The 18,859-nt window shown below is 65.4% G+C and carries 21 protein-coding genes and 1 tRNA gene; 10 read left to right on the top strand and 12 right to left on the bottom strand.

Annotated features, from left to right (window positions below; all coding sequences use genetic code 11):
• Positions 1-41 precede the first annotated feature (41 nt).
• Positions 42-200 carry a hypothetical protein gene (locus AC3WTD_RS05040; protein WP_492613096.1) on the top strand — a complete coding sequence of 53 codons (159 nt, stop codon included), beginning with the start codon at positions 42-44 and terminating at the stop codon, positions 198-200.
• Between the two features lie 26 nt (positions 201-226).
• Here AC3WTD_RS05040 and AC3WTD_RS05035 read toward each other — a convergent pair whose 3' ends face one another.
• From AC3WTD_RS05035 to AC3WTD_RS05010, 6 genes are all read right to left on the bottom strand, one after another.
• The gene (locus AC3WTD_RS05035) at positions 227-928 is read right to left on the bottom strand and encodes an aspartate/glutamate racemase family protein (RefSeq protein ID WP_027492737.1); all 702 of its coding nucleotides are present in this window, start codon (positions 926-928) and stop codon (positions 227-229) included.
• 578 nt (positions 929-1,506) lie between these two features.
• Positions 1,507-1,944: a universal stress protein gene (locus AC3WTD_RS05030; protein WP_027492736.1), complete on the bottom strand. Its 438-nt coding sequence runs from the start codon at positions 1,942-1,944 to the stop codon at positions 1,507-1,509.
• 968 nt (positions 1,945-2,912) lie between these two features.
• Positions 2,913-3,539 carry an MmyB family transcriptional regulator gene (locus AC3WTD_RS05025; protein WP_492613095.1) on the bottom strand — a complete coding sequence of 209 codons (627 nt, stop codon included), beginning with the start codon at positions 3,537-3,539 and terminating at the stop codon, positions 2,913-2,915.
• Positions 3,540-3,596: 57 nt separating this feature from the next.
• Positions 3,597-3,737, bottom strand: coding sequence for a helix-turn-helix domain-containing protein (locus AC3WTD_RS05020; RefSeq protein ID WP_492613094.1), 141 nt, complete (start codon positions 3,735-3,737; stop codon positions 3,597-3,599).
• A gap of 417 nt (positions 3,738-4,154) precedes the next feature.
• On the bottom strand, positions 4,155-4,400 hold the full coding sequence (locus AC3WTD_RS05015) for a hypothetical protein (protein WP_492613093.1): 246 nt from the start codon (positions 4,398-4,400) through the stop codon (positions 4,155-4,157).
• Positions 4,397-4,690, bottom strand: coding sequence for a transposase (locus tag AC3WTD_RS05010; protein WP_492613092.1), 294 nt, complete (start codon positions 4,688-4,690; stop codon positions 4,397-4,399). Before AC3WTD_RS05010 ends, AC3WTD_RS05015 begins: the two co-directional genes overlap by 4 nt.
• A 123-nt stretch (positions 4,691-4,813) precedes the next feature.
• On the opposite strand from AC3WTD_RS05010, the gene AC3WTD_RS05005 reads away from it, so the two are divergent.
• The 3 genes from AC3WTD_RS05005 to AC3WTD_RS04995 all read left to right on the top strand — a co-directional run bounded on the left by AC3WTD_RS05005 (position 4,814) and on the right by AC3WTD_RS04995 (position 5,991).
• Positions 4,814-5,077 (top strand): helix-turn-helix domain-containing protein, encoded by a 264-nt coding sequence (locus AC3WTD_RS05005; protein ID WP_492613091.1) that lies wholly within the window; start codon positions 4,814-4,816, stop codon positions 5,075-5,077.
• A gap of 127 nt (positions 5,078-5,204) precedes the next feature.
• Complete coding sequence (locus tag AC3WTD_RS05000) at positions 5,205-5,567, top strand: hypothetical protein (RefSeq protein ID WP_492613090.1); 363 nt, start codon at positions 5,205-5,207, stop codon at positions 5,565-5,567.
• Positions 5,568-5,751: 184 nt separating this feature from the next.
• Positions 5,752-5,991, top strand: coding sequence for a hypothetical protein (locus AC3WTD_RS04995; RefSeq protein WP_492613089.1), 240 nt, complete (start codon positions 5,752-5,754; stop codon positions 5,989-5,991).
• A gap of 444 nt (positions 5,992-6,435) precedes the next feature.
• On the opposite strand, the gene AC3WTD_RS04990 is transcribed toward AC3WTD_RS04995, so the two are convergent.
• The 5 genes from AC3WTD_RS04990 to AC3WTD_RS04970 form a co-directional block, all read right to left on the bottom strand.
• Positions 6,436-6,525, bottom strand: a tRNA-Ser gene (locus tag AC3WTD_RS04990).
• Positions 6,526-6,574: 49 nt separating this feature from the next.
• The gene (locus tag AC3WTD_RS04985; RefSeq protein ID WP_027492734.1) at positions 6,575-6,958 is read right to left on the bottom strand and encodes a hypothetical protein; all 384 of its coding nucleotides are present in this window, start codon (positions 6,956-6,958) and stop codon (positions 6,575-6,577) included.
• Complete coding sequence (gene serS / locus AC3WTD_RS04980; RefSeq protein ID WP_492613088.1) at positions 6,955-8,235, bottom strand: serine--tRNA ligase; 1,281 nt, start codon at positions 8,233-8,235, stop codon at positions 6,955-6,957. Before serS ends, AC3WTD_RS04985 begins: the two co-directional genes overlap by 4 nt.
• 270 nt (positions 8,236-8,505) lie before the next feature.
• Positions 8,506-9,843 (bottom strand): replication-associated recombination protein A, encoded by a 1,338-nt coding sequence (locus AC3WTD_RS04975; protein WP_492613087.1) that lies wholly within the window; start codon positions 9,841-9,843, stop codon positions 8,506-8,508.
• 584 nt (positions 9,844-10,427) lie between these two features.
• Positions 10,428-10,649, bottom strand: coding sequence for a hypothetical protein (locus AC3WTD_RS04970; protein ID WP_027492731.1), 222 nt, complete (start codon positions 10,647-10,649; stop codon positions 10,428-10,430).
• Positions 10,650-10,767: 118 nt separating this feature from the next.
• Between AC3WTD_RS04970 and hyfB the strand changes: the two genes are divergently transcribed.
• From hyfB to AC3WTD_RS04940, 6 genes are read left to right on the top strand one after another with little or no spacing between them, the layout of a single operon-like run.
• Positions 10,768-12,789: a hydrogenase 4 subunit B gene (gene hyfB, locus AC3WTD_RS04965; RefSeq protein ID WP_492613086.1), complete on the top strand. Its 2,022-nt coding sequence runs from the start codon at positions 10,768-10,770 to the stop codon at positions 12,787-12,789.
• Positions 12,786-13,739: a respiratory chain complex I subunit 1 family protein gene (locus tag AC3WTD_RS04960; RefSeq protein ID WP_492613085.1), complete on the top strand. Its 954-nt coding sequence runs from the start codon at positions 12,786-12,788 to the stop codon at positions 13,737-13,739. Before hyfB ends, AC3WTD_RS04960 begins: the two co-directional genes overlap by 4 nt.
• Positions 13,740-14,408, top strand: coding sequence for a formate hydrogenlyase (locus AC3WTD_RS04955; RefSeq protein WP_027492728.1), 669 nt, complete (start codon positions 13,740-13,742; stop codon positions 14,406-14,408).
• A 1-nt stretch (position 14,409) separates the two neighbouring features.
• Positions 14,410-15,861, top strand: coding sequence for a hydrogenase 4 subunit F (locus AC3WTD_RS04950; RefSeq protein WP_235642131.1), 1,452 nt, complete (start codon positions 14,410-14,412; stop codon positions 15,859-15,861).
• 5 nt (positions 15,862-15,866) lie between these two features.
• Entirely contained in the window at positions 15,867-17,411 is a 1,545-nt protein-coding gene (locus AC3WTD_RS04945; protein WP_492613084.1) for a hydrogenase large subunit, read from the top strand.
• 6 nt (positions 17,412-17,417) lie between these two features.
• Positions 17,418-17,930, top strand: coding sequence for an NADH-quinone oxidoreductase subunit B family protein (locus AC3WTD_RS04940; protein ID WP_027492726.1), 513 nt, complete (start codon positions 17,418-17,420; stop codon positions 17,928-17,930).
• Between the two features lie 112 nt (positions 17,931-18,042).
• On the opposite strand, the gene lolA is transcribed toward AC3WTD_RS04940, so the two are convergent.
• A complete protein-coding gene (gene lolA / locus AC3WTD_RS04935) occupies positions 18,043-18,708 on the bottom strand; it encodes an outer membrane lipoprotein periplasmic chaperone LolA (protein ID WP_027492725.1) in 666 nt (221 codons plus the stop codon).
• Positions 18,709-18,859: the final 151 nt, after the last annotated feature.

The following is an 18,859-nucleotide window of genomic DNA, read 5'->3' as shown; positions in this document are numbered from 1 at the left end:
GGAAGGCTGCATTGGCGCGCGCGTGATGCGGAGAAGATCGCATGCATGCCAGCTCATCGAAGGCGATCGGCAACGCGGCGAAAAAAATCACGCAACAAAAAAGCCCATGGCATGGGGTTCATGGGCTTTCTGTACTTCCGGTGGAAGTAATGACGAGCAGGAAGCCGATGGGCCAGGCCTTCCCGAAACCGGCCAGATGACTCCGGTTGCGACAAACCGCAGCCGGCTAGATCGGCCCGCCTTCGAGCGACCAGCGCACGGCATCCGCCGCGTGGATCGCCGTGGTGTCGAACAGCGGCACGCGGGTGTCGGTCGGCCGAATCAGCAGGGAGATCTCGGTACACCCGAGGATGATCGCCTGTGCGCCGTTGCCGACCAGGCGGTCGATGATGCCCAGGTATTTCTTGCGCGACTCTTCGCGCACGATGCCCAGGCAAAGTTCGTCGTAGATCACTGCGTGCACCACGGCGCGATCCTCCTCGCCGGGAATGAGTACCTCGAGCCCATGGCTCTCCAGGCGCTTCCGATAGAAGTCCTGCTCCATGGTGAAGCGGGTTCCCAGCAGGCCGATGCGGGTCAACCCGGCGGCCTTGATCGCTGCGGCCGTGGGATCGGCGATATGCAGCAAGGGAATCGAGACGGCCGACTGCACCTGTGCCGCCACCTTGTGCATGGTGTTGGTGCAGATCACCAGGCCTTCGGCTCCCGCCCGCTCCAGTGCAGATGCGGCTTGCGCCAGGACCTCGCCAGCCTTCTCCCACTCGCCGGCGTGCTGCAATTGCTCGATCTCGTGGAAGTCCACGCTGAAGAGCAGCAGCCTGGCCGAGTGCAACCCGCCGAGCTGCTGTTTGACCCCCTCGTTGATCTCCCGGTAGTAGGAGACGGTGGACTCCCAGCTCATGCCGCCAATCAATCCGAGTGTTCTCACTTGTGCGGTCTCCTCGCTGATCGGTGGTGCCTAGCGCCGCGATGAGAGGCAGGTATCCAACGATCGAATGCGCTCAGGCAGCCTGCCGCGAGCGGAGCTGCTGCCTCGATGCAGTCGGCCATGTCTTTCGGGAACATAGCATGGCGACCCTGGAGGCCGGCGGCCCGCAGGTGCTGGTCATGCCGCTGGTTTGCCAGCGCGCTGGATGTCAGCGCAACCGGCAACCCGATGCCCTACACGTTCCAAGGTGATGACGCCCGACAAGCCGTTCGGCGCGGCCGTCGTGTACCTGCTGACCGGCATTTTCCAGGCGTTCCCGCAGGCGCGGTACGGGAGCACCGTGATCAACGGCCTGGCCACGTGATGCCGATGGGCTCGCAGCGCAAGGTCATGGGTGGATTCACCACGCCGTGGCCGCTGAAACGGTTCGGCTGGCTGGCCACCGCCGCGATGGCGGCGGGGATGTTGGTGATGCAAAGGAAATGAGGCCTGCCCCGGCGCGGCCCGGGTGGCGACCGGTCGACCCTCGCCGGAACCGGCCGCCTCCCTTCAATCCGCGGTTCGCCGGCACCCGGCGCTCAACGGCACACCAGTACCGGAACCTCGCTTTCCAGCAGCGTCTTGTGCGTCTCGCTTCCGAGCAGCAAGCGGGTCATGCCGCGCCAGCCATGCGATGCCATGACCACCAGGTCGCAATGCTGGGTCCGTGCGGTCTGTACGATCGCCTCATGCGGATGGTCGTTGAAGAGATAGCTGCTGCCGCATTCGATGCCGGCCGCCTTGGCCAACTGCTGCACCTCGGCCAGATAACGTTCGGCACGCGCAACGGCGTCCCGCGAGTAGCTGGCCTCGGTGGCTGTCACCATCTCGGCCATATAGGCGATGGTGTGGAATGGCGGCACCACATGCAGCGCATAGACCTTTGCCTTGCACGTTTGCGCCAGTTCGAGACCGAGCTTGACCGCGCGCAACGAAAGCTCCGAACCGTCGATGGGAAGAAGGATGTGCTTGAACATGGCTGACTCCTCGAGTGGATTACCCCCGGTGGCGGGTACCGTCATCACCCGTGGCCGGTTCGCGGCCGGTCACGGGTTCTGATTCGTCAATGGCAAGGCCGCCCGGCCCGCCAAAGGGCCGGCGGATGCGCGGCGTTGACCTCGCGTCGGCGTGGCAGCGGATCGCCGCCCCTGCGGCGACGTAACCTTCAGCCATCCCCGCCCGGATGAAACCGGGGCGAACCGGGCTGATCGGCATGCAGCCAACCATGCAACCCGACGCCCTGCTCATGCGCATCGGCCGCGCCGCCTTTCGGGAAGCGCGCCAACGTGCCAAACCGGCCGTGCCAGCGAGGCCGCAGGGGGATGACAGGGGGACGCCGCCGAGGTCATCGGCGGCACGCCGTCGTGCCATCGCCTGCCCGGCGCAGAAGGAGCACATGTTCTTCACCTTTACACCCCCAACGCGCCCTTCCCCACCCGCCGAGCCGCGCAGGCACCCCGATGCCCCATGCGCCGCCGGCTGCCCCGGCTTTCCAGTCTGCCCATGTCCGTGCCTTCCATACCGACCGCTGCAGTATGTGCACGCCCGCCGAGGCGATGTTGACCGCGATCAAGTGGAAACCACGTCGCACCGGGTTGGGTTCGGTCAAGCGGGCGCATCCTGGCAGGCTCACCGGGATTCGACGACCGTGCCCCGCCCAGCCGCCAGGCACGTGGCATCGCTACCGTCGGGCGGACACCGGATCGCCGTTCGTCGCCATCCTCATCGCGCGGCTTGGCGGTGTCTGTCCGCCGGGGGGCAACACGACGGAATGATCGGGCCGGCAGGGAATGGCGTGGGCAAACAGCCCGAAACGCAGGACGGGCTGGAAAGCGGATCCGAGCCCATCATGGTTCCCGACGTCCGCCGCCTTACGTCCCGGATGCCCGCGGGCCGACCACTCAGTCCACCGGCGCACTCAATCACCTGTCAGGTCATGCCCGCATCAGGCCGATGCCGCCAGCCCGGCACAGACCGCTGCGGTGTGATCGTCGGCAGGAAACGTGCATTCGATGCGCAGTTCGTCCAGCGTCACGTCGCGCGGCATCGAGAACGTCGTGATGGTCTCGAAGAAACGCAGCTCGCCCAGCCGGCTGCGGAATACCAGCGTGAGCACAGGCGCCGGCATGCCCTGCAGATCGCGGAAGCGCCAGTGCGCGGGTACGTCGCGATAGGCCAGCACGTCGACCAGCAGATCCTGCAGCGTGCGATCGCTTGGCACGGCGGCAGCGAGCTGCTCATGGACGTGGCGAATGAACTTTTCCGCCACCTCCGGCCAGTTGACGATCACCGAACGGAAGTCGTCCGGATCGAACACCTGGTGTAGCAGGTTGGCATGCCGGCTCTCGCGACCGTCCATCAGCAGGCGATTGACCCGCGTCGCCGCCCCGTTGGCCATCAGCACGTTCCATTGCCGGTCGATGACGAAGGCGGGGTAAGGCTCCTGGTGCGCGATGATCAACTCGATCGCCTGCCGCATCCGCTCCAGCGCCGGCGCCGCCAGTGCGTTCTCCTGATACTGCGGCGCGTAGCCAGCGGCCAGCAGCAGCGTGTTGCGCTCGCGCAGCGGCATGGCGAACACATCCGCCAGCCGGCCGATCAAGTCGCGGCTGGCGCGCGCCTTCCCCGTTTAGACATAGCTCAGGTGCCGGGCAGAGATGCCCGCTTCCAGCGCCAGCTCGAGCTGGCTCATGCGTCGGGCGGTGCGCCACTCGCGCAGCAACGCGCCAATCGGCGGATGCGGCTGCGCAGAGCCCGCGTACGTCGACACCATACTTCCACCTGCTGCAGGAAAGTCCGCCGCATGTTAGCGGGCGTGAAACGGGGGAAGCATGGGCCGGAATGCACGTCGAGGAACCCGGCGTGCGCGACGCGGCTGCCGGAGCGAGGGATTCATCTGCGATGGTCCCGGTGGTGGCGTTCGCCACAAATGAAGAGGCCCCGCAAGCGGGGCCTCTTCGGTCGACACTGGAGGAGTCGCGTGTGGCACTTCGAAGCCAAAACTGCCCCTGACGCCCGGGTTTGACAGACACCTTTTCTGGCAGGTGGGCGGCATCTGTACGGTAGAGCAGATCGCCGAATCGCTATTCGTCGTCGCCATCCTCATCGCGCGACTCGCCGGCGTCTATCCACCGGGGGCAACAAAAGCAGAATGATTAGGCTGGCGGAAACGGCGCAGGGAAACAATTCAAAGCGAGGCGGGTTCGGGAAAGTGAACCTGACCCCGTTTGTGCACCTTGCGTGCGCCATAGGCTTCGCGCGATGTAACATGGACGCGCCGGACGTGGGCGGCCAAGGCCAGATCGTCGCGCTGACGCGCACTAGGCTGACGGTGGCACCAGGCGTAGTAGCCGCTGCGCCCGGCCGACAGGGTGCGGCACATGCCTGCCAGCGAGAACTGATCTGCGTGGCGGCGCATGAACTCGTACTTCATGGCAGCTCCTTCGCGAAGTACGCCGCCGCTTTTTTTAAAATGTCCCGCTCCTCCGTTACGCGCGCCAGCTCGCGCTTGAGACGCACGATCTCGGAGTCCTGATCGGCCTTGCGCCCGGAGCCGGGGAACGACATCTCTCCTGAGCGCATCCGCTCGGCCTTCCACTTATAGAGCTGGTTGCGGCGTATGCCCAAGTCGATCGCCACCTCCGAGGCCGGGCGCTCGCCCGCATCGAGAAGGCGCACCGCCTCGCGCTTGAACTCCGCCGTAAATCGTTGCCGATTGACCATCTGACACCTCCCGGGGGATTGTCCCCGTTCAAAGGTGTCCGTCAAAGTCGGGCCAGCTCAACCTGCCCCCGTTTGTGCCTATAGGCCGTGGACTATAGGCCACAATGTCACGAAATTGCCTGCATGGTAACGTCCCAGCCTTCTGACATCAGCACGCTCTTCGGACAGGTTCTCCAGCGTTATAGATCAGATGCGGGGGTCAGCCAGGAGGAGCTTGCGCACCGAGCAGGTGTCGATCGAACGTTCATTTCTAGGATGGAACGCGGTGTTCGACAGCCGACGATCACCACCTTGATTGCTGTGGCCGAAGCGCTGGGCACGACGGCTACTGAGCTGGTCCGAGCTACCGAGAAGGAGCTGGGTGGTAGAGCTATCGGGCGTGGATAACGCTCTCCGCCTACGCATCAATCGGCCGAGAGCGTCTTGACCGAATTTTCAGAAAAACTTCCTTCCGCCTACATACTTGGCGGGGCGAGATCCTTATCATCGCTAGCGCAGCACAGGGGAAATAACGATGGAACAAGTGGAACGAAAAGAGCCGATCAAGCACGTTGAAGCTCCGGGCTACGTGGCAGCGGTTGCAACTGGCATAACACTTAACGGCCCTACGCCGGACAACATGATGCACGTCACCTTCTTTCGTGACGTGGCTGTTCCCACCGAGGATTCGTCTGCGATCGTGAAGGCGCAGCCAGGCGACGCGCCGGGAAGTCACCTAGCTGAAGGGGCCGAGGCCAAGATGACGTTCAAGGTTGAACGTCACAATCTGGCCACCATCTCTATGCAACGCTCCCAGCTTGAGGGCTTTGGCGAAGCGCTTGTGCGCATGAAGGCATTCTTTGACCAGAAGAATGCTGAAAAGGCGGCAAAGGCCTAGGCCAATGTCCCAAAATGACAGCGCTCAACTCGTTCAGGTACTGACGCCTCCGCCGATCTTCGCGGACTACAACACGGGCCCAAACGGGATGCGAACGCTCACAGTTAACCTGTCGAGCATGTTCCCAAATGGGGCGCAGTACACTTACAACAGCCAGGCGCCGGACAACGGCTCAGGAGGCGGGATGTCTGACCAGTTCATCGCAGATCTGGCCGGTCGCGTAGGTCGTATCGAAGCGTCGATCACGACAATAACGGCCGATGTTAGCTCTCTGAAAAGCGACATGAAGCATGTTGCCACCAAGACATGGATCCTGTGGGGCGTGGTCGTCACGTTAGTGGGGGTTTTCGGGTCTGTGTTCGGCGGCATCGCTTGGCTCGTCCAACAGTATCTGGGCCCGATAATGGCCAACTTGGCGCACTGATACCGCGCCAAAGGCTTACCAAGCCCGCTCCGGCGGGCTTTTTCGTGCCCTAAGCAAGCTCCGGCATGCTGTAACCAGCACCCTCGAACGTCGCCGCACCGCCCTACCCTCTTAGGCATGCCCCGCAGAGTCCACTGCGCGAAGTACTTCTCCTTCGACCTCCTAGCCAACTGGCGCCCTACGCGGAGCGGAGAGCCTGTAGGCGCATCCCGACGCCTAACGAAAACGCCCCGCAGGTGCGGAGCGCTGGGGATGGATGGTAAGAATCAAGCGAACTGGCGAGCCCGAAAAATGGCGATCATGTCATCGACGGACAAAGCGTGTCCAACCCCAGTCCTGCACGGATGGGAAGGAAAGCATCGAGCATGCGTCGGCTAGTCTGCAGGGTCGGGGGATGCGAGTTGAGATCCAAGAACGGGGTCAGGTTCACTTTCCCCTTGAGGATGGCGGAGAGAGTGGGATTCGAACCCACGGAAGGTTTGACCCTTCGCCGGTTTTCAAGACCGGTGCCTTAAACCGCTCGGCCATCTCTCCGTAGAACCTTGCATGGCAGCCTTGCACTGCCGACGACGCGACGAGTCTATCAGGAACCCTGCGACGGACGGCCGCTGCTGCCCTTCTTCGACAGCGCCACCAGGCAAACCACCAGGATCGCTACCGGAATCAGCGCACCAAGCAGCGGCACCAGCAGTATCGGTTCGCGCACGACCATCGGCACCAGTTGGGTGGCGCTGGCGAAGGCGACGATGGCGAGGCGCCGGCGGCGGCTGTGGCGGGCGAACCAGAAGCTGGCGAGCACCAGCGCCATGGCTACCACGGACAGGTCGAGATCCAGCACCGGCATCCGCCATACGCCATCGAAGCCGAGGCGCATGCCGATCACCGTGGCCAGCACTGCCAGCAGGAAGAAGCTGGTGTAGAACTCCACCCTGCCCCAGTGGCCTTGCCCGGATGCCGGCGTGTTCACGTGATGCTGTCCAGACCGGCCAGGTACGGGCGCAGCACCTCGGGCACGTCGATCGAGCCGTCGGCGTTCTGATAGTTCTCCATCACCGCGATCAGGGTGCGGCCGATGGCGAGGCCGGAGCCGTTGAGCGTGTGCACCAGCTCGGGCTTGCCGGTATCCGGGTTGCGCACGCGGGCCTGCAGGCGGCGCGCCTGGAAGTCTTCGCAGTTGGAGCAGCTGGAGATCTCGCGGTAGGTCTGCTGGCTGGGCAGCCACACTTCGAGGTCGTAGGTCTTGACGGCGGTGAAGCCCATGTCGCCGCTGCACAACAGCACCTTGCGGTACGGCAGGCCGAGTTTCCGCAGCACCTTCTCGGCGTGGCCGACCATTTCCTCCAGTTGCGCATGCGACTGGTCGGCGCGGGCGATCTGCACCATCTCGACTTTCTCGAACTGGTGCTGGCGGATCATGCCGCGGGTGTCGCGGCCGTAGCTGCCGGCCTCGGCGCGGAAGCACAGCGTGTGCGCGGTCATGCGCAGCGGCAGCGCGCCGGCGTCCTGGATGGTGTCGCGCACCAGGTTGGTCAGCGGGACTTCGGCGGTGGGGATCAGGTAGCGCTTGGTTTCGCCGACGTCGGTGGCGAACAGGTCGTCCTCGAACTTCGGCAGCTGGCCGGTGCCCTGCATGCTGTCGGCGTTGACGATCACCGGCACGTTGCATTCGAGGTAGCCGTGCTCGCCGGTGTGCAGATCCAGCATGAACTGGCCGAGCGCGCGATGCAGATGGGCGAGCTGGCCGCGCAACACGGTGAAGCGCGCGCCGGACAGCTTGGCGCCGGCGTCGCCGTCGAGCCAGCCGTGGCGCTCGCCCAGCTCGACGTGGTCCTTCACCGCGAACGCGAACTCGCGCGGCGTGCCCCAGCGGGCGACTTCGACATTGTCGTGTTCGTCCTTGCCGACCGGCACGGAGGCGTGCGGGATGTTCGGGATGCCCAAGGCGACCCCGGCCAGCTTCGCCTGCACCTCGGCAAGCTGGACCTCGTTCGCCTTGAGCCTGTCGCCGATGCCGGCGACTTCGGCCATCAACGATGTGGTGTCCTCGCCTTTCGCCTTGGCCTGGCCGATCGCCTTGGAATGCGTGTTGCGCAGGTTCTGCAGCTCCTGCGTTTCGGTCGCCAGCTGCTTGCGCGTGCTCTCCAGCGACTCGACCGCGGCCACGTCGAGCGTGTAGCCGCGGGTTTCAGCGAGGCGCGCGGCGGTTTCGGCAAGGTGCGAACGCAGCAGGGCGGGATCCAGCATGATCGAAGTCCGGGTGAAGGCTTGAACCGTGAATTATCGCTGCCGCGTGGTGGTGGCCGCAATGCGAGTTCGGGCGGCGTGAGAGGCTTCACCCCTCCCCAGCCCTCCCCTGCTGCACGCAGGGGAGGGAGCAAAGCATCGGAACGAACTGATCAGCCAGCGTCCGCGGCGGCCCAGCCACCAAGCCATGGCGGCGCCAGCCAGCATCCCGCCGACGATCGGTGTGCAGCACTATCGCTCGGGGGAGGACATCGCCCGCGAGCAGGGCTCCTACGCCTTGCGCGCCTTGGCGCGGGCGGCGCGCAGGGCCAGCAGCTTTTCGCGCAGCTGCAGCTCCAGGCCGCGCTCGACCGGTTCGTAGAAGATGCTGCCGGCCAGCGCGTCGGGCAGGCATTGCTGGTCCAGCGCGATGCCGCCTTCGGCGTCGTGGTCGTACTGGTAGCCCTTGCCGTAGCCGAGGCCCTTCATCAATTTGGTGGGCGCGTTGCGCAGGTGCATCGGCACCTCCAGCGTGCCGCCCTGGCGCACCGCATCGCGGGCCTTGTTGTAGGCCATGTAGGCGGCGTTGCTCTTCGGCGCGACAGCCAACCAGATCGCCAGCTGGGCCAGGCCCAGTTCGCCCTCCGGGCTGCCCAGGCGCTCGTAGGTATCCCACGCATCCAGCGCCATGCGCCAGGCGCGCGGCTCGGCCAGGCCGACGTCCTCCACCGCCATGCGGGTCATGCGCCGGGCCAGGTACAGGGGGTCGACGCCACCGTCGAGCATGCGGCACAGCCAGTACACCGCCGCGTCGGGATCGGACGAGCGCACCGACTTGTGCAACGCCGAGATCTGGTCGTAGAACTGCTCGCCCTGCTTGTCGAAGCGACGGGTGCGGTCGGCCAGTACCTGGATCAGGGTCGCTTCGTCGATGCGGCGGTCTTCGGCCAGCTCGGCGGCGATTTCCAGCAGGGTCAGCGCACGGCGCACGTCGCCATCGGCGGCCTGGGCGATCGAGTCCAGTGCCTCCTCGCTCACCTGCAGCTGCAGCGCGCCGAGGCCGCGTTCGTCGTCCACCAGTGCGCGCTTCAGCGCCGCGATGATGTCGCCGGTGGACACCGGCTCCAGCACATGCACGCGGCAGCGCGAGAGCAGCGCGGAGTTCAGCTCGAACGAGGGGTTCTCGGTGGTGGCGCCGATGAAGATGATCACGCCGCGCTCGATGTGCGGCAGGAATGCGTCCTGCTGGGTCTTGTTGAAGCGGTGCACCTCGTCGACGAACAGCACCGTGCGCCGCCCTTGCGCGAAGTTCAGCTCGGCCTCGGCCAGCGCCTTGCGCACGTCCGGCAGGCCGGACAGCACGGCGGAAATCGCGCGGAAATCCGCGTCGGCGTAGCGCGCCACCAGCAGCGCCAGCGTAGTCTTGCCGCAGCCGGGCGGCCCCCACAGCACCATCGAGTGGATCTTGCCGGCCTCCAGCGCGCGGCGCAGTGCCTTGTCCGGGCCGACCAGGCGCTGCTGGCCGACGATCTCGTCGAGGCTGCGCGGGCGCATGCGTTCGGCCAGCGGCTTGAGCGCATCGGGTTCGGCGAACAGGCCGGCGCCGGGTGTGGGGACGGGACGGGGCATGCCCGTATGATACGTCATGCCGCTGCTGCCCCATGGCGTGGCCAGGCGGCTATCGGGGCCACGCTGCCGCGTGCCGGGTCGACGACCGCCGCGCCCCGCGCGGCGGTCACACTTAGTCGGAGCGGATTCCCACCGTCACCGTGTACTGGCGGTAGATGCTGTAGCCCACGCCACACAGTCCGGTGAGCGAGGCCAGGACATGGTGGTGCGGAACACCATGCCGCTGCAGGTGTTGGCCATGCCGTTCCGTAACCCGATCCCCAGCGGAGCCAGATAGGGCCCTGAAGGCCGACCGGCATCCGGCAGCAGCACCTGTTGTGCGGCTGACAGATTTGACACAGCCGCTCAGTGCGACAAGCCGGCACGTTGAACCACCACAACAGGTCCGTCCGGCGGCTGACTCCTGACATGGTATGCGTGCCCGCATGAGGGCTGCCTTGTCCAGCTCGATGCAGCCACCTCGGGTGCTCAACGAAGCCCGTGTTTGTCCGGGCGGCGATCGGGCCGCCGCCACGCTGTTTCCCGTCGTCCTGTCCGGGCCCATCCCATGCAGCCATAGCATGGACAGGTGACGCTGGCAGCCGCTAGCGCGTCCGCGACCTTTTGGCTGCAGTCGCGGTCTTTTCAGCAAGGTCGTACTCGCTTTGCCAGGAGTGTCCGGACTTCTGCTCGATATAGTCCCGGATCAGCTGACGCACCACCTGCGACGGCGTGGTGTCGTCTCCTGCACACAAGCGCTCGAACACCGCCTTCTTGCGTGGATCGATCAGGACAGTCAGGCGGGCCGTACGGCTTTCTGTTGGCATGCGAGTATCATCGGCTGTACACTGAACCATCATCTTATGATAATAAAATTATCATGACAAACGTTCAGCCGGTACCGCTCAACAGCCGCTCAGCCAGCGACCTGCTCGAGTCCACCGTATGCATGGGGTAAGTGCACTGACGGCAACCACAACACTGACCGCGTTGCTGGGTCTGGTCGCTTCGTGGTTGCTGATTGGTGCACTCGGCCTAGTCCAGTCCAATCGCATCGGTTGGGTCGCACGCACACTGTTTCCGCTGGGCGCGTTGGTCGCGCTGGGCGTGGCCGGCATGGGCGCCGTGTCCCTGGGCACGGGCTTTGCCGCGCAGACCAGCGTGCTTGCCTTCGGCCTTCCAGACATGCCGTTTCATGTGCGTCTGGATGCGCTGTCAGGCTTCTTTTTGCTGCTGCTTGGAACTGCGGGGGCTGGCATCTCGATCTTCGCCGCCGGTTACTTCCGGCACGGCGAAGGTACGGCGCCGGGGCTGCTCTGCCTGCAGTACCACGTATTTCTGGCCAGCATGGCGCTGGTCGTGCTGGCCGATGACGCCTATCTGTTCATGGTGGCGTGGGAAACGATGGCGCTCAGTTCGTATTTCCTGGTGACCACCCAGCACCGTATCCCGGAGATCCAGCGCGCCGGCTTCCTGTACCTGCTGATGGCGCACGTGGGAGCACTGGCACTGCTGCTTTGCTTCGGTGTGCTGCACGGCGGCAGCTGGCTGATGACGTTTGACTCGATGCGTGCAGCCACCCTGTCGCCGGCCTGGGCCGCGGCGGCCTTCCTGCTGGCCTTGTTCGGTTTCGGTGCCAAGGCGGGCCTGGTGCCCCTGCATGTGTGGCTGCCGGAAGCCCATCCGGCCGCGCCATCACCGGTGTCCGCGATGATGAGTGGCTTGATGCTCAAGGTGGCGGTCTACGGCATGTTGCGGATCAGTTTCGATCTGCTCCACGCCGGCCCATGGTGGTGGGGCATGCTGACGCTGACAGTGGGACTGGTCACGGCGCTGTTCGGTGCGGTGTTCGCTGCCGTACAGACCGACATGAAGCGGTTGCTGGCCTATTCCTCCATCGAGAACATCGGCCTGATCTTCGCTGCGCTTGGCCTGGCGCTGCTGTGCTACGCGTTCGACATGCGCCTGCTGGCGGCGTTGGCACTCGCCGCGGCGTTGCTGCATGCACTCAACCACGCACTGTTCAAGAGCCTGCTGTTTCTCGCCACCGGCTCGGTGCTGCACGCCACCCGCGAGCGCAGCCTGGGCAAACTCGGCGGGCTGATCCGGCGGATGCCATGGGTCGCCACGCTGGCCCTGGTCGGCACCCTGTCCCTCGCCGGGTTGCCACCGCTCAACGGTTTCGTTTCCGAATGGCTGCTGCTGCAGGCATTCCTGTCCACGCCGTCCATCCCGCATGCGTTCATCAACATGATCGTGCCGCTGGGCGCGGCCGTGGTGGCACTCACCGCCGCGCTGGCCGGCTACGTGATGGTCAAGTTCTACGGTGTCATATTTCTCGGCCAGCCACGCGAACCTTCACTGATGCAGGCCCACGATGCAGGTTGGCTGGAACGGGTGGGGCTGGCCTGGTTGGCGTTGGGCTGCATCCTCATCGGCGTGTTTCCGCAAGTCGCGCTGGATGCCATCGCCGGCGTGACCCAGACCCTGCTCGGCACCGTGATCCAGCGCGGCCCGGCGCCATGGTGGATCGCTCCGGTGGCGCAGGCGCAGGCTTCTTACAATGGCCTGTGGCTGCTGTTGGGCATGGCCGGCGTGATCGCGATGATGTTCGTCCTGGTACGGCGGATGTACCACGGTCGTGTGCGCCGGGTGCCACCGTGGAATTGCGGTTACCCCGAGCTGACCCCGCGCATGCAGGACACCGCCGAAGGATTCGGTCAGCCGATCCGGCACATGTTCGGGCCGTTTTTCCGCATCGAGCGCGAATTGCCTGCAGCGGATGACCAGTTCCCGCATTACCGCATCCAGATCGATGACCACTTCTGGCATGGCCTGTATCTTCCGCTGGCCCGCATCGTCGGCTGGCTGGCCGATGCGCTGTCCATGCTGCAGCGTGGCCGTCTGGCCATCTATCTGATGTACAGCTTCCTGACCCTGATTGTCTTGCTGGTGTTCGTCCTGTGAACGCGCTCGCACTCGTCAGCCAGCTCGGCGGCGTGGTACTGGCCGTGGCACTGGCACCGCTGTTGGCCGGCTGGGTCGCCCAATGCCGGGCCTGGCTGCAGAGTCGGTCAGCCCCTTCCCTGCTGCTGCCCTACCGCACCTTGCGCAAGCTGTTCCGCAAGGATGCGGCGCTGGCCACGCAGGCCTCGCCCTTGTTCCGCGCCACGCCCTACGCCGTGTTCGGCGCCATGGCCACGGCGGCGGCGATCATTCCCTCGGTGACCACCGACCTGCCCCTCGCCCGGGTGGCCGACGCCATCGCGTTGGTCGGCCTGTTCGCGACGGCACGCATGTTCATCGCCCTGGCGGCGATGGACATCGGTACGGTCTTCGGCAGCATGGGCGCGCGACGCGAGATGATGATCGGATTTCTCGCCGAGCCGGCGCTGCTGATGGTGTTGTTCAACGCGTTTCTGATGTTCGGCAGCACGGCGTTGCCCACCATCGTGAAAGGCACCCTGGACGCTGACGGGCTGACGTTGCATCCGAGCCTGGCCTTCGCCGGTGTCGCTTTCGTGATGGTGTTGCTGGCCGAGAACGCCCGTATTCCGATCGACAACCCCGGCACGCACCTTGAAGTGACCATGATCCATGAGTCCATGGTGCTGGAATATTCCGCGCGCCATCTGGCCCTCATCGAATGGGCGTCCTGGTTGAAGCTGTTCAACTATGCGTGCATCGGTTTCACGCTGTTCGTGCCCTGGGGCATCGCGCCGCACACGGCCGGCCCATCGGGTTCGTTGCTTGCCATCGTGTGGTTGCTGGCCAAACTGGCCGTCGCCGGCGCGGTGTTGGCGGTGATTGAAACGGTCTCGGCCAAGCTGCGCATCTTCCGGGCGCCGGAGTTCCTGAGCATGGCGTTCCTGCTCGCCGTGCTGGGCCTGCTCGTTCACCTTCTGCTGCAATCCTGAATGATGCCTCCACTCAACCTCGCCACCCAGCTGCTGCACGTGCTCGCCGCCGGCCTGCTGATGATCTCGTTCTCCATGCTCGCCCAGCGGCGGACGCGGCGGCTGATCGTGCTGCTGGCCTGGCAGGGTGTGGTGCTGACCGCGTCCACGCTGCTGGTCGCCGTCACAGCGCACCTGCAGCATCTGTATTACTCCGCCGCGCTGACCCTGATCGAAAAGGTCTGGCTGATGCCGTGGATCCTGCTGCGGCTGATGCGTCGCCTGGGCATCGAGGGCGACAGCGATCCGCTGGTGAACATTCCCACCCTGATGCTGGTCGGGCTGGGTCTGGTGATCTTCGCGTTCGGGCTGGCCCAGCCGATCAGTTCGCTGGCCACCACGGTCACCCGACAGACGCTGGGCATCGCGATGGCGGTGATCCTGCTGGCCTTCCTGATGATGATTGCCCGCCACAAGGCGGTGACCCAGGTGATCGGTTTCCTGTCGATGGAGAACGGCTTGTTCTTCGCCGCCACCAGCACGACCTATGGCATGCCGATGGTGATCGAGCTGGGTATTGCGCTCGATCTGCTGGTCGGCGTGTTCATTTTCGGCATCTTCTTCTTCCAGATCCGCGAGCAGTTCGACAGCCTCGACCTGCATCAGCTCGAAGCACTCAAGGAGGACTGACGTGGAGCTTGCGTGGGTGCTGGGTACTCCCCTGTTCGGTGCGATCGTGCTGGCCGTGCTCGGCGCGCGGCGCTCCGCCGCCGAACTCAACGTCGTGATCAGCCTGGCGACGTTGATCGCCGCCGCGGCGCTGGTACTCAGGATCATCGGCCAGGGTTCGATGACCGTGGCCCACGAACAGTTCTTCGTCGATCCGTTCAACGTGTTCCTGATCGCGCTGACTGCGCTGATCGGCTTCACCACGGCAGTGTTTTCGCGCCCCTACATGCGTATCGAACAGGATCACGGCCGGCTCAACACGCACCGCCTGCGGCTCTATCACAGCATGTACCAGCTGTTCATGGCCGCCATGCTGGTGGCGCTGTCGACCAACAACATGGGGCTGCTGTGGGTCGCGATGGAGGCGGCGACGCTGTCCACCGTGCTGCTGGTGTCGTTGTACCGTACCCGCGCCAGCATCGAGGCGGCCTGGAAATATTTCATCCTGTGCGGCGTCGGCATCGCGCTGGCGCTGTTCGGCACGATCCTGTTGTACTTCGCGGCGGAGCGGCTGCTCGGTGGCGAGGGCATGCGAGCGCTGTTGTGGACCCACCTCAACGCGGCGAAAGGGCAGCTCGATCCGACGGTGATCGGGCTCGCGTTCGTCTTCCTGCTGGTCGGCTACGGCACCAAGGTCGGTCTCGCCCCCCTGCACAACTGGCTGCCCGATGCCCACGCGGAGGGTCCCACCCCGGTCTCGGCGGTGCTGTCGGGGCTGCTGCTCAACGTGGCGATGTACGCCGTGGTCCGTTGCAAGATCCTTGCGGCCGGCGCGATGCACTCGGCGCTGCCCGGACGCATGCTGATGGCGTTCGGTTTGTTCTCGACGGTGCTGGCGGCGTTCCTGCTGTGGCGTCAACGCGACATCAAGCGCCTGTTTGGCTACTCCTCGATCGAGCACATGGGCATCATCACCTTTGCGTTCGGCATGGGCGGGCCGCTGGCAAATTTCGCCGCACTGCTGCACATGACGGTGCACTCGTTGACCAAGTCGGCGATCTTCTTCGCCGCTGGCCATGCCTCGCAGATCGCGGGCACCCAGCGCATCGACGGCATCCGCGGCCTGCTGGCGGTGAGTCCCACCGTCGGCTGGGGATTGATGCTGGGCTCGCTGGCGATCCTCGGCACCCCGCCATTCGGCGTATTCACCAGTGAATACATGGTCCTGATCACGGCCATGCGCGACCATCCGTGGGCGACACCGTTCCTGCTCATCGCCCTGGCCGTGGCATTCGCCGCGATCTTCTTCAAGGTGCAGCCGATGGTATTCGGCGAAACGGATGCACGGCGCCTGCCGCACCCGCCGGCACTGGTGCCTGTGTTTGTGCACCTGTCGATCGTGCTGATGCTCGGCCTGTACATACCGCCGGCCCTGGCCCAGTGGTATCGGCTCGCCGCGAGCCTGATCGGATGAATCCCATGTGGCCTGACTTTCTCGACACCGAATGCGTGCCCTTGCCCTCCAACGTGGCGGCCTGCCGCGTACAGGTCGATGCCGCTCGCTGGTGCGAGGCCGCGGATGCGATGCGCGAGGCAGGTGCGGACCTGCTGTCGCTGTGGGGCAGCGATGATCGTGATCGCGACCAGTGCCTGCGCGTGCACGCGGCCTACCTGCTGCGCGATCGGCTGGTCGTGGTGGAGCACGCGATGCCCGCCGACCAGGCCATCTACCCCTCGCTGGCCACACGCTTTCCGGTGGCCGGGCGGCTGCAGCGCGCAACCTACGATCTGCTCGGCATCCGCGCCGACGCCGGCGATACACGGCCGTGGTTGCGCCACGGCGGCTGGCCGGAAGGTGTGTTCCCACTGCGCCGCGACGTCGCGGCGACCCAGACCTGGCCAGTGACCAGCTCGCCGTATCCATTCATCCCGGTCAGCGGTGACGGCGTGCACGAGATGACCGCCGGGCCGGTGCATGCCGGCACCATCGAGCCGGGGCGTTTCCAGCTGGCCGTGGTAGGCGAAAAGGTGCTGCGCCTGGAGGTTCGCCTCGGTTACACGCACAAGGGCATCGCCAAGCGCTTCGAGGCACTGGCCCAGCGCGACGCCCACCGCCTGGCCGCCCATATCTGCGGCGATTCGACGGTGGCTTTCAGCTGGGCGTATTGCGCCGCGCTGGAATCGATCACCGCCAGCACACCCTCGCCGCGCGCCCTCGTCCTGCGTGGGTTGGCGCTCGAACGCGAACGCATCGCCAATCATCTGGGCGATCTTGGCGGACTGGCCAACGATGTCGGCTTTGCCTTCGGCCAGACCCAGTTTTCGAGCCTGAAAGAGCAGCTTTTGCGGCACAACGCGGAGCTGTTCGGCCAACGCTACCTGTTTGATTTTGTGGTACCCGGCGGCGTCGCCAGCGACCTGCCGGCACGCGCGCTGCCGGGCATGCTCGACGAGATCGCGGCACTGGAACACGCGGTAGGCGAGCTGCGCGGAATCTACGCTCGCCACGAAGGCCTGCAGGATCGTTTCCTTGGTGCCGGCCGCTTGACCCCCGCCCAGGCTGCTGCATTGGGAGCGATAGGCCTGGCCGGGCGTGCTTCCGGCGTCGCCCGCGACCTGCGCGTGGACCAGCCATGGTCGCCGTACGATCATTCGTCGCCGGCAGTGGCCACCAGCACCGAAGGTGATGTGGCGGCGCGCGTGCAGGTACGCTTCGAGGAGACGCTGCAATCACTGCGGCTGTGCCGGCAATGGCTGCAGGCGCTGCCAGCCGGTGAGCTGGCCTGCGACGTGCCGGTGGCGCCCGCCGGCCAGCTCGGCATCGGCCTGATCGAAGGCTGGCGCGGCCCGGTCATGCTGGCGCTGGAAACCGGCCCCGCCGGTGGCATCCGGCGCTGCCGCGCGCATGATCCCTCGTGGCAGAACTGGCCGCTGCTCGAAGTCGCCATTCTGGGCAACATCGTGGCGGACTTCCCGCTGATCAACAAATCCTTCAACCTTTCCTACAGCGGGCACGACGGGTAAGCGCGCATGTTCGATATCCTTTCACGCATTCGTCGAACCGGCCGCCTGAGCGAGCCGTATCCGGTGCCGGATACCGACGAGACGGCGTCCACTGCAATCCAGCGTGAGCTGCACGCGGTGTTCGGGCGCGCCTTGTGCATTCGCCATGTCGACGCCGGCTCCTGCAATGGTTGCGAGCTCGAAATCCACGCGCTGAGCAACGCCTACTACAACCTGGAAGGCGCCGGCATCCGGTTTGTGGCCAGTCCGCGCCATGCCGACCTGCTGCTGGTCACCGGACCGGTCTCGGTCAATATGGAAGACGCACTCAGGCAAACCTATGAAGCGATGCCCGATCCCAAGTGGGTGCTCGCCGTGGGGGACTGCGCGGCCTGCGGCGGCCTGTTCGGCGCCAACTATGCGACCCGCGGACCGGTCAGTGCCATCATTCCGGTGGATGCCGTGGTCGCCGGCTGCCCGCCCACGCCACTGGCGATCATGCGGGGCCTGCTGCAGATAACCAGCAAGCGGCCTGCATAACTTCTCCGCGCTACCCGGGCAGCGGCCTCATGTGTGACTGGTGAGCGCGAAGATGTTCTGCTCGTGCGCTGGAAACAGCCAGCTGGCTTCGCTCGTCCGCAGGGCTGGCGCATCAATCCTTCAGCGGCTGTACGTCGATCACCGGCGCGTCGCCGATCACGTCGGCACCCTTCGGTGGCACGAAGTTGAAGGTGTCCGGCGCAATCGGCACGTTGCGCTGCCAGCCGGAGAAGCGGATCTCGGTGGTGGAACCGAGCTGGTCGCGGAAGCTCATGCGGGCCAAGCCGTTCGCGTCGAAGCCGAGGTCGGCATAGTCGAACTGCGGATCCTTCGCCGTGGAACTGAGCCGCAGCCAGAGCAGGCCGTCGTGCTCGCCCCGCTCGGCCACCTTGAAGTCGCGGTCCATCTGCTTGAGGTCGGTCAGCACGGTGAGCGGGCTGTGCGCCTCCTCGCTCGACTGGATACGCACGGTGACCTGCTCCAGTTCCGGGTCGTACATCCACACCCGGCTGCCGTCGGCGACGATGGTCTGCTTGTACGGCGCGGTGGTGTCCCAGCGAAACTGGCGCGGCGCCTGCAGCGCCAGCGTGCCGGAGCTGTTCTTGCGGGTGTGGCCATTGAGGTCGGTCAGGGTCTGGCTGAAGTGGCCGGTGAGCGAATGCAGGCCGGTGGCGAACGCATCCAGCCGCGAGCGCGCCGGGCCGGTGGCGGCCTGGGCCACGGCGTTCAGCGACAGCGTCAGCACGACGGCGGACAGGGCAAGGATGAAGCGTTTCATCGGATTCCCGGAAGGTGGTGATGTGTCGCAATTGTGGATAGCGCTGGCTTAACCGAACCGTAGGAGCCCGCTGGCGGGCGATGCTCTTCGGTGCATCGAAAGGCATCGCCCCCGTCTCTTATCCCCCTCTTACGCTTCCACCGATAACTCC

Source organism: Rhodanobacter sp. FW106-PBR-R2A-1-15, from assembly GCF_058789735.1.
This window is presented reverse-complemented; position numbering and strand designations above follow the sequence as displayed.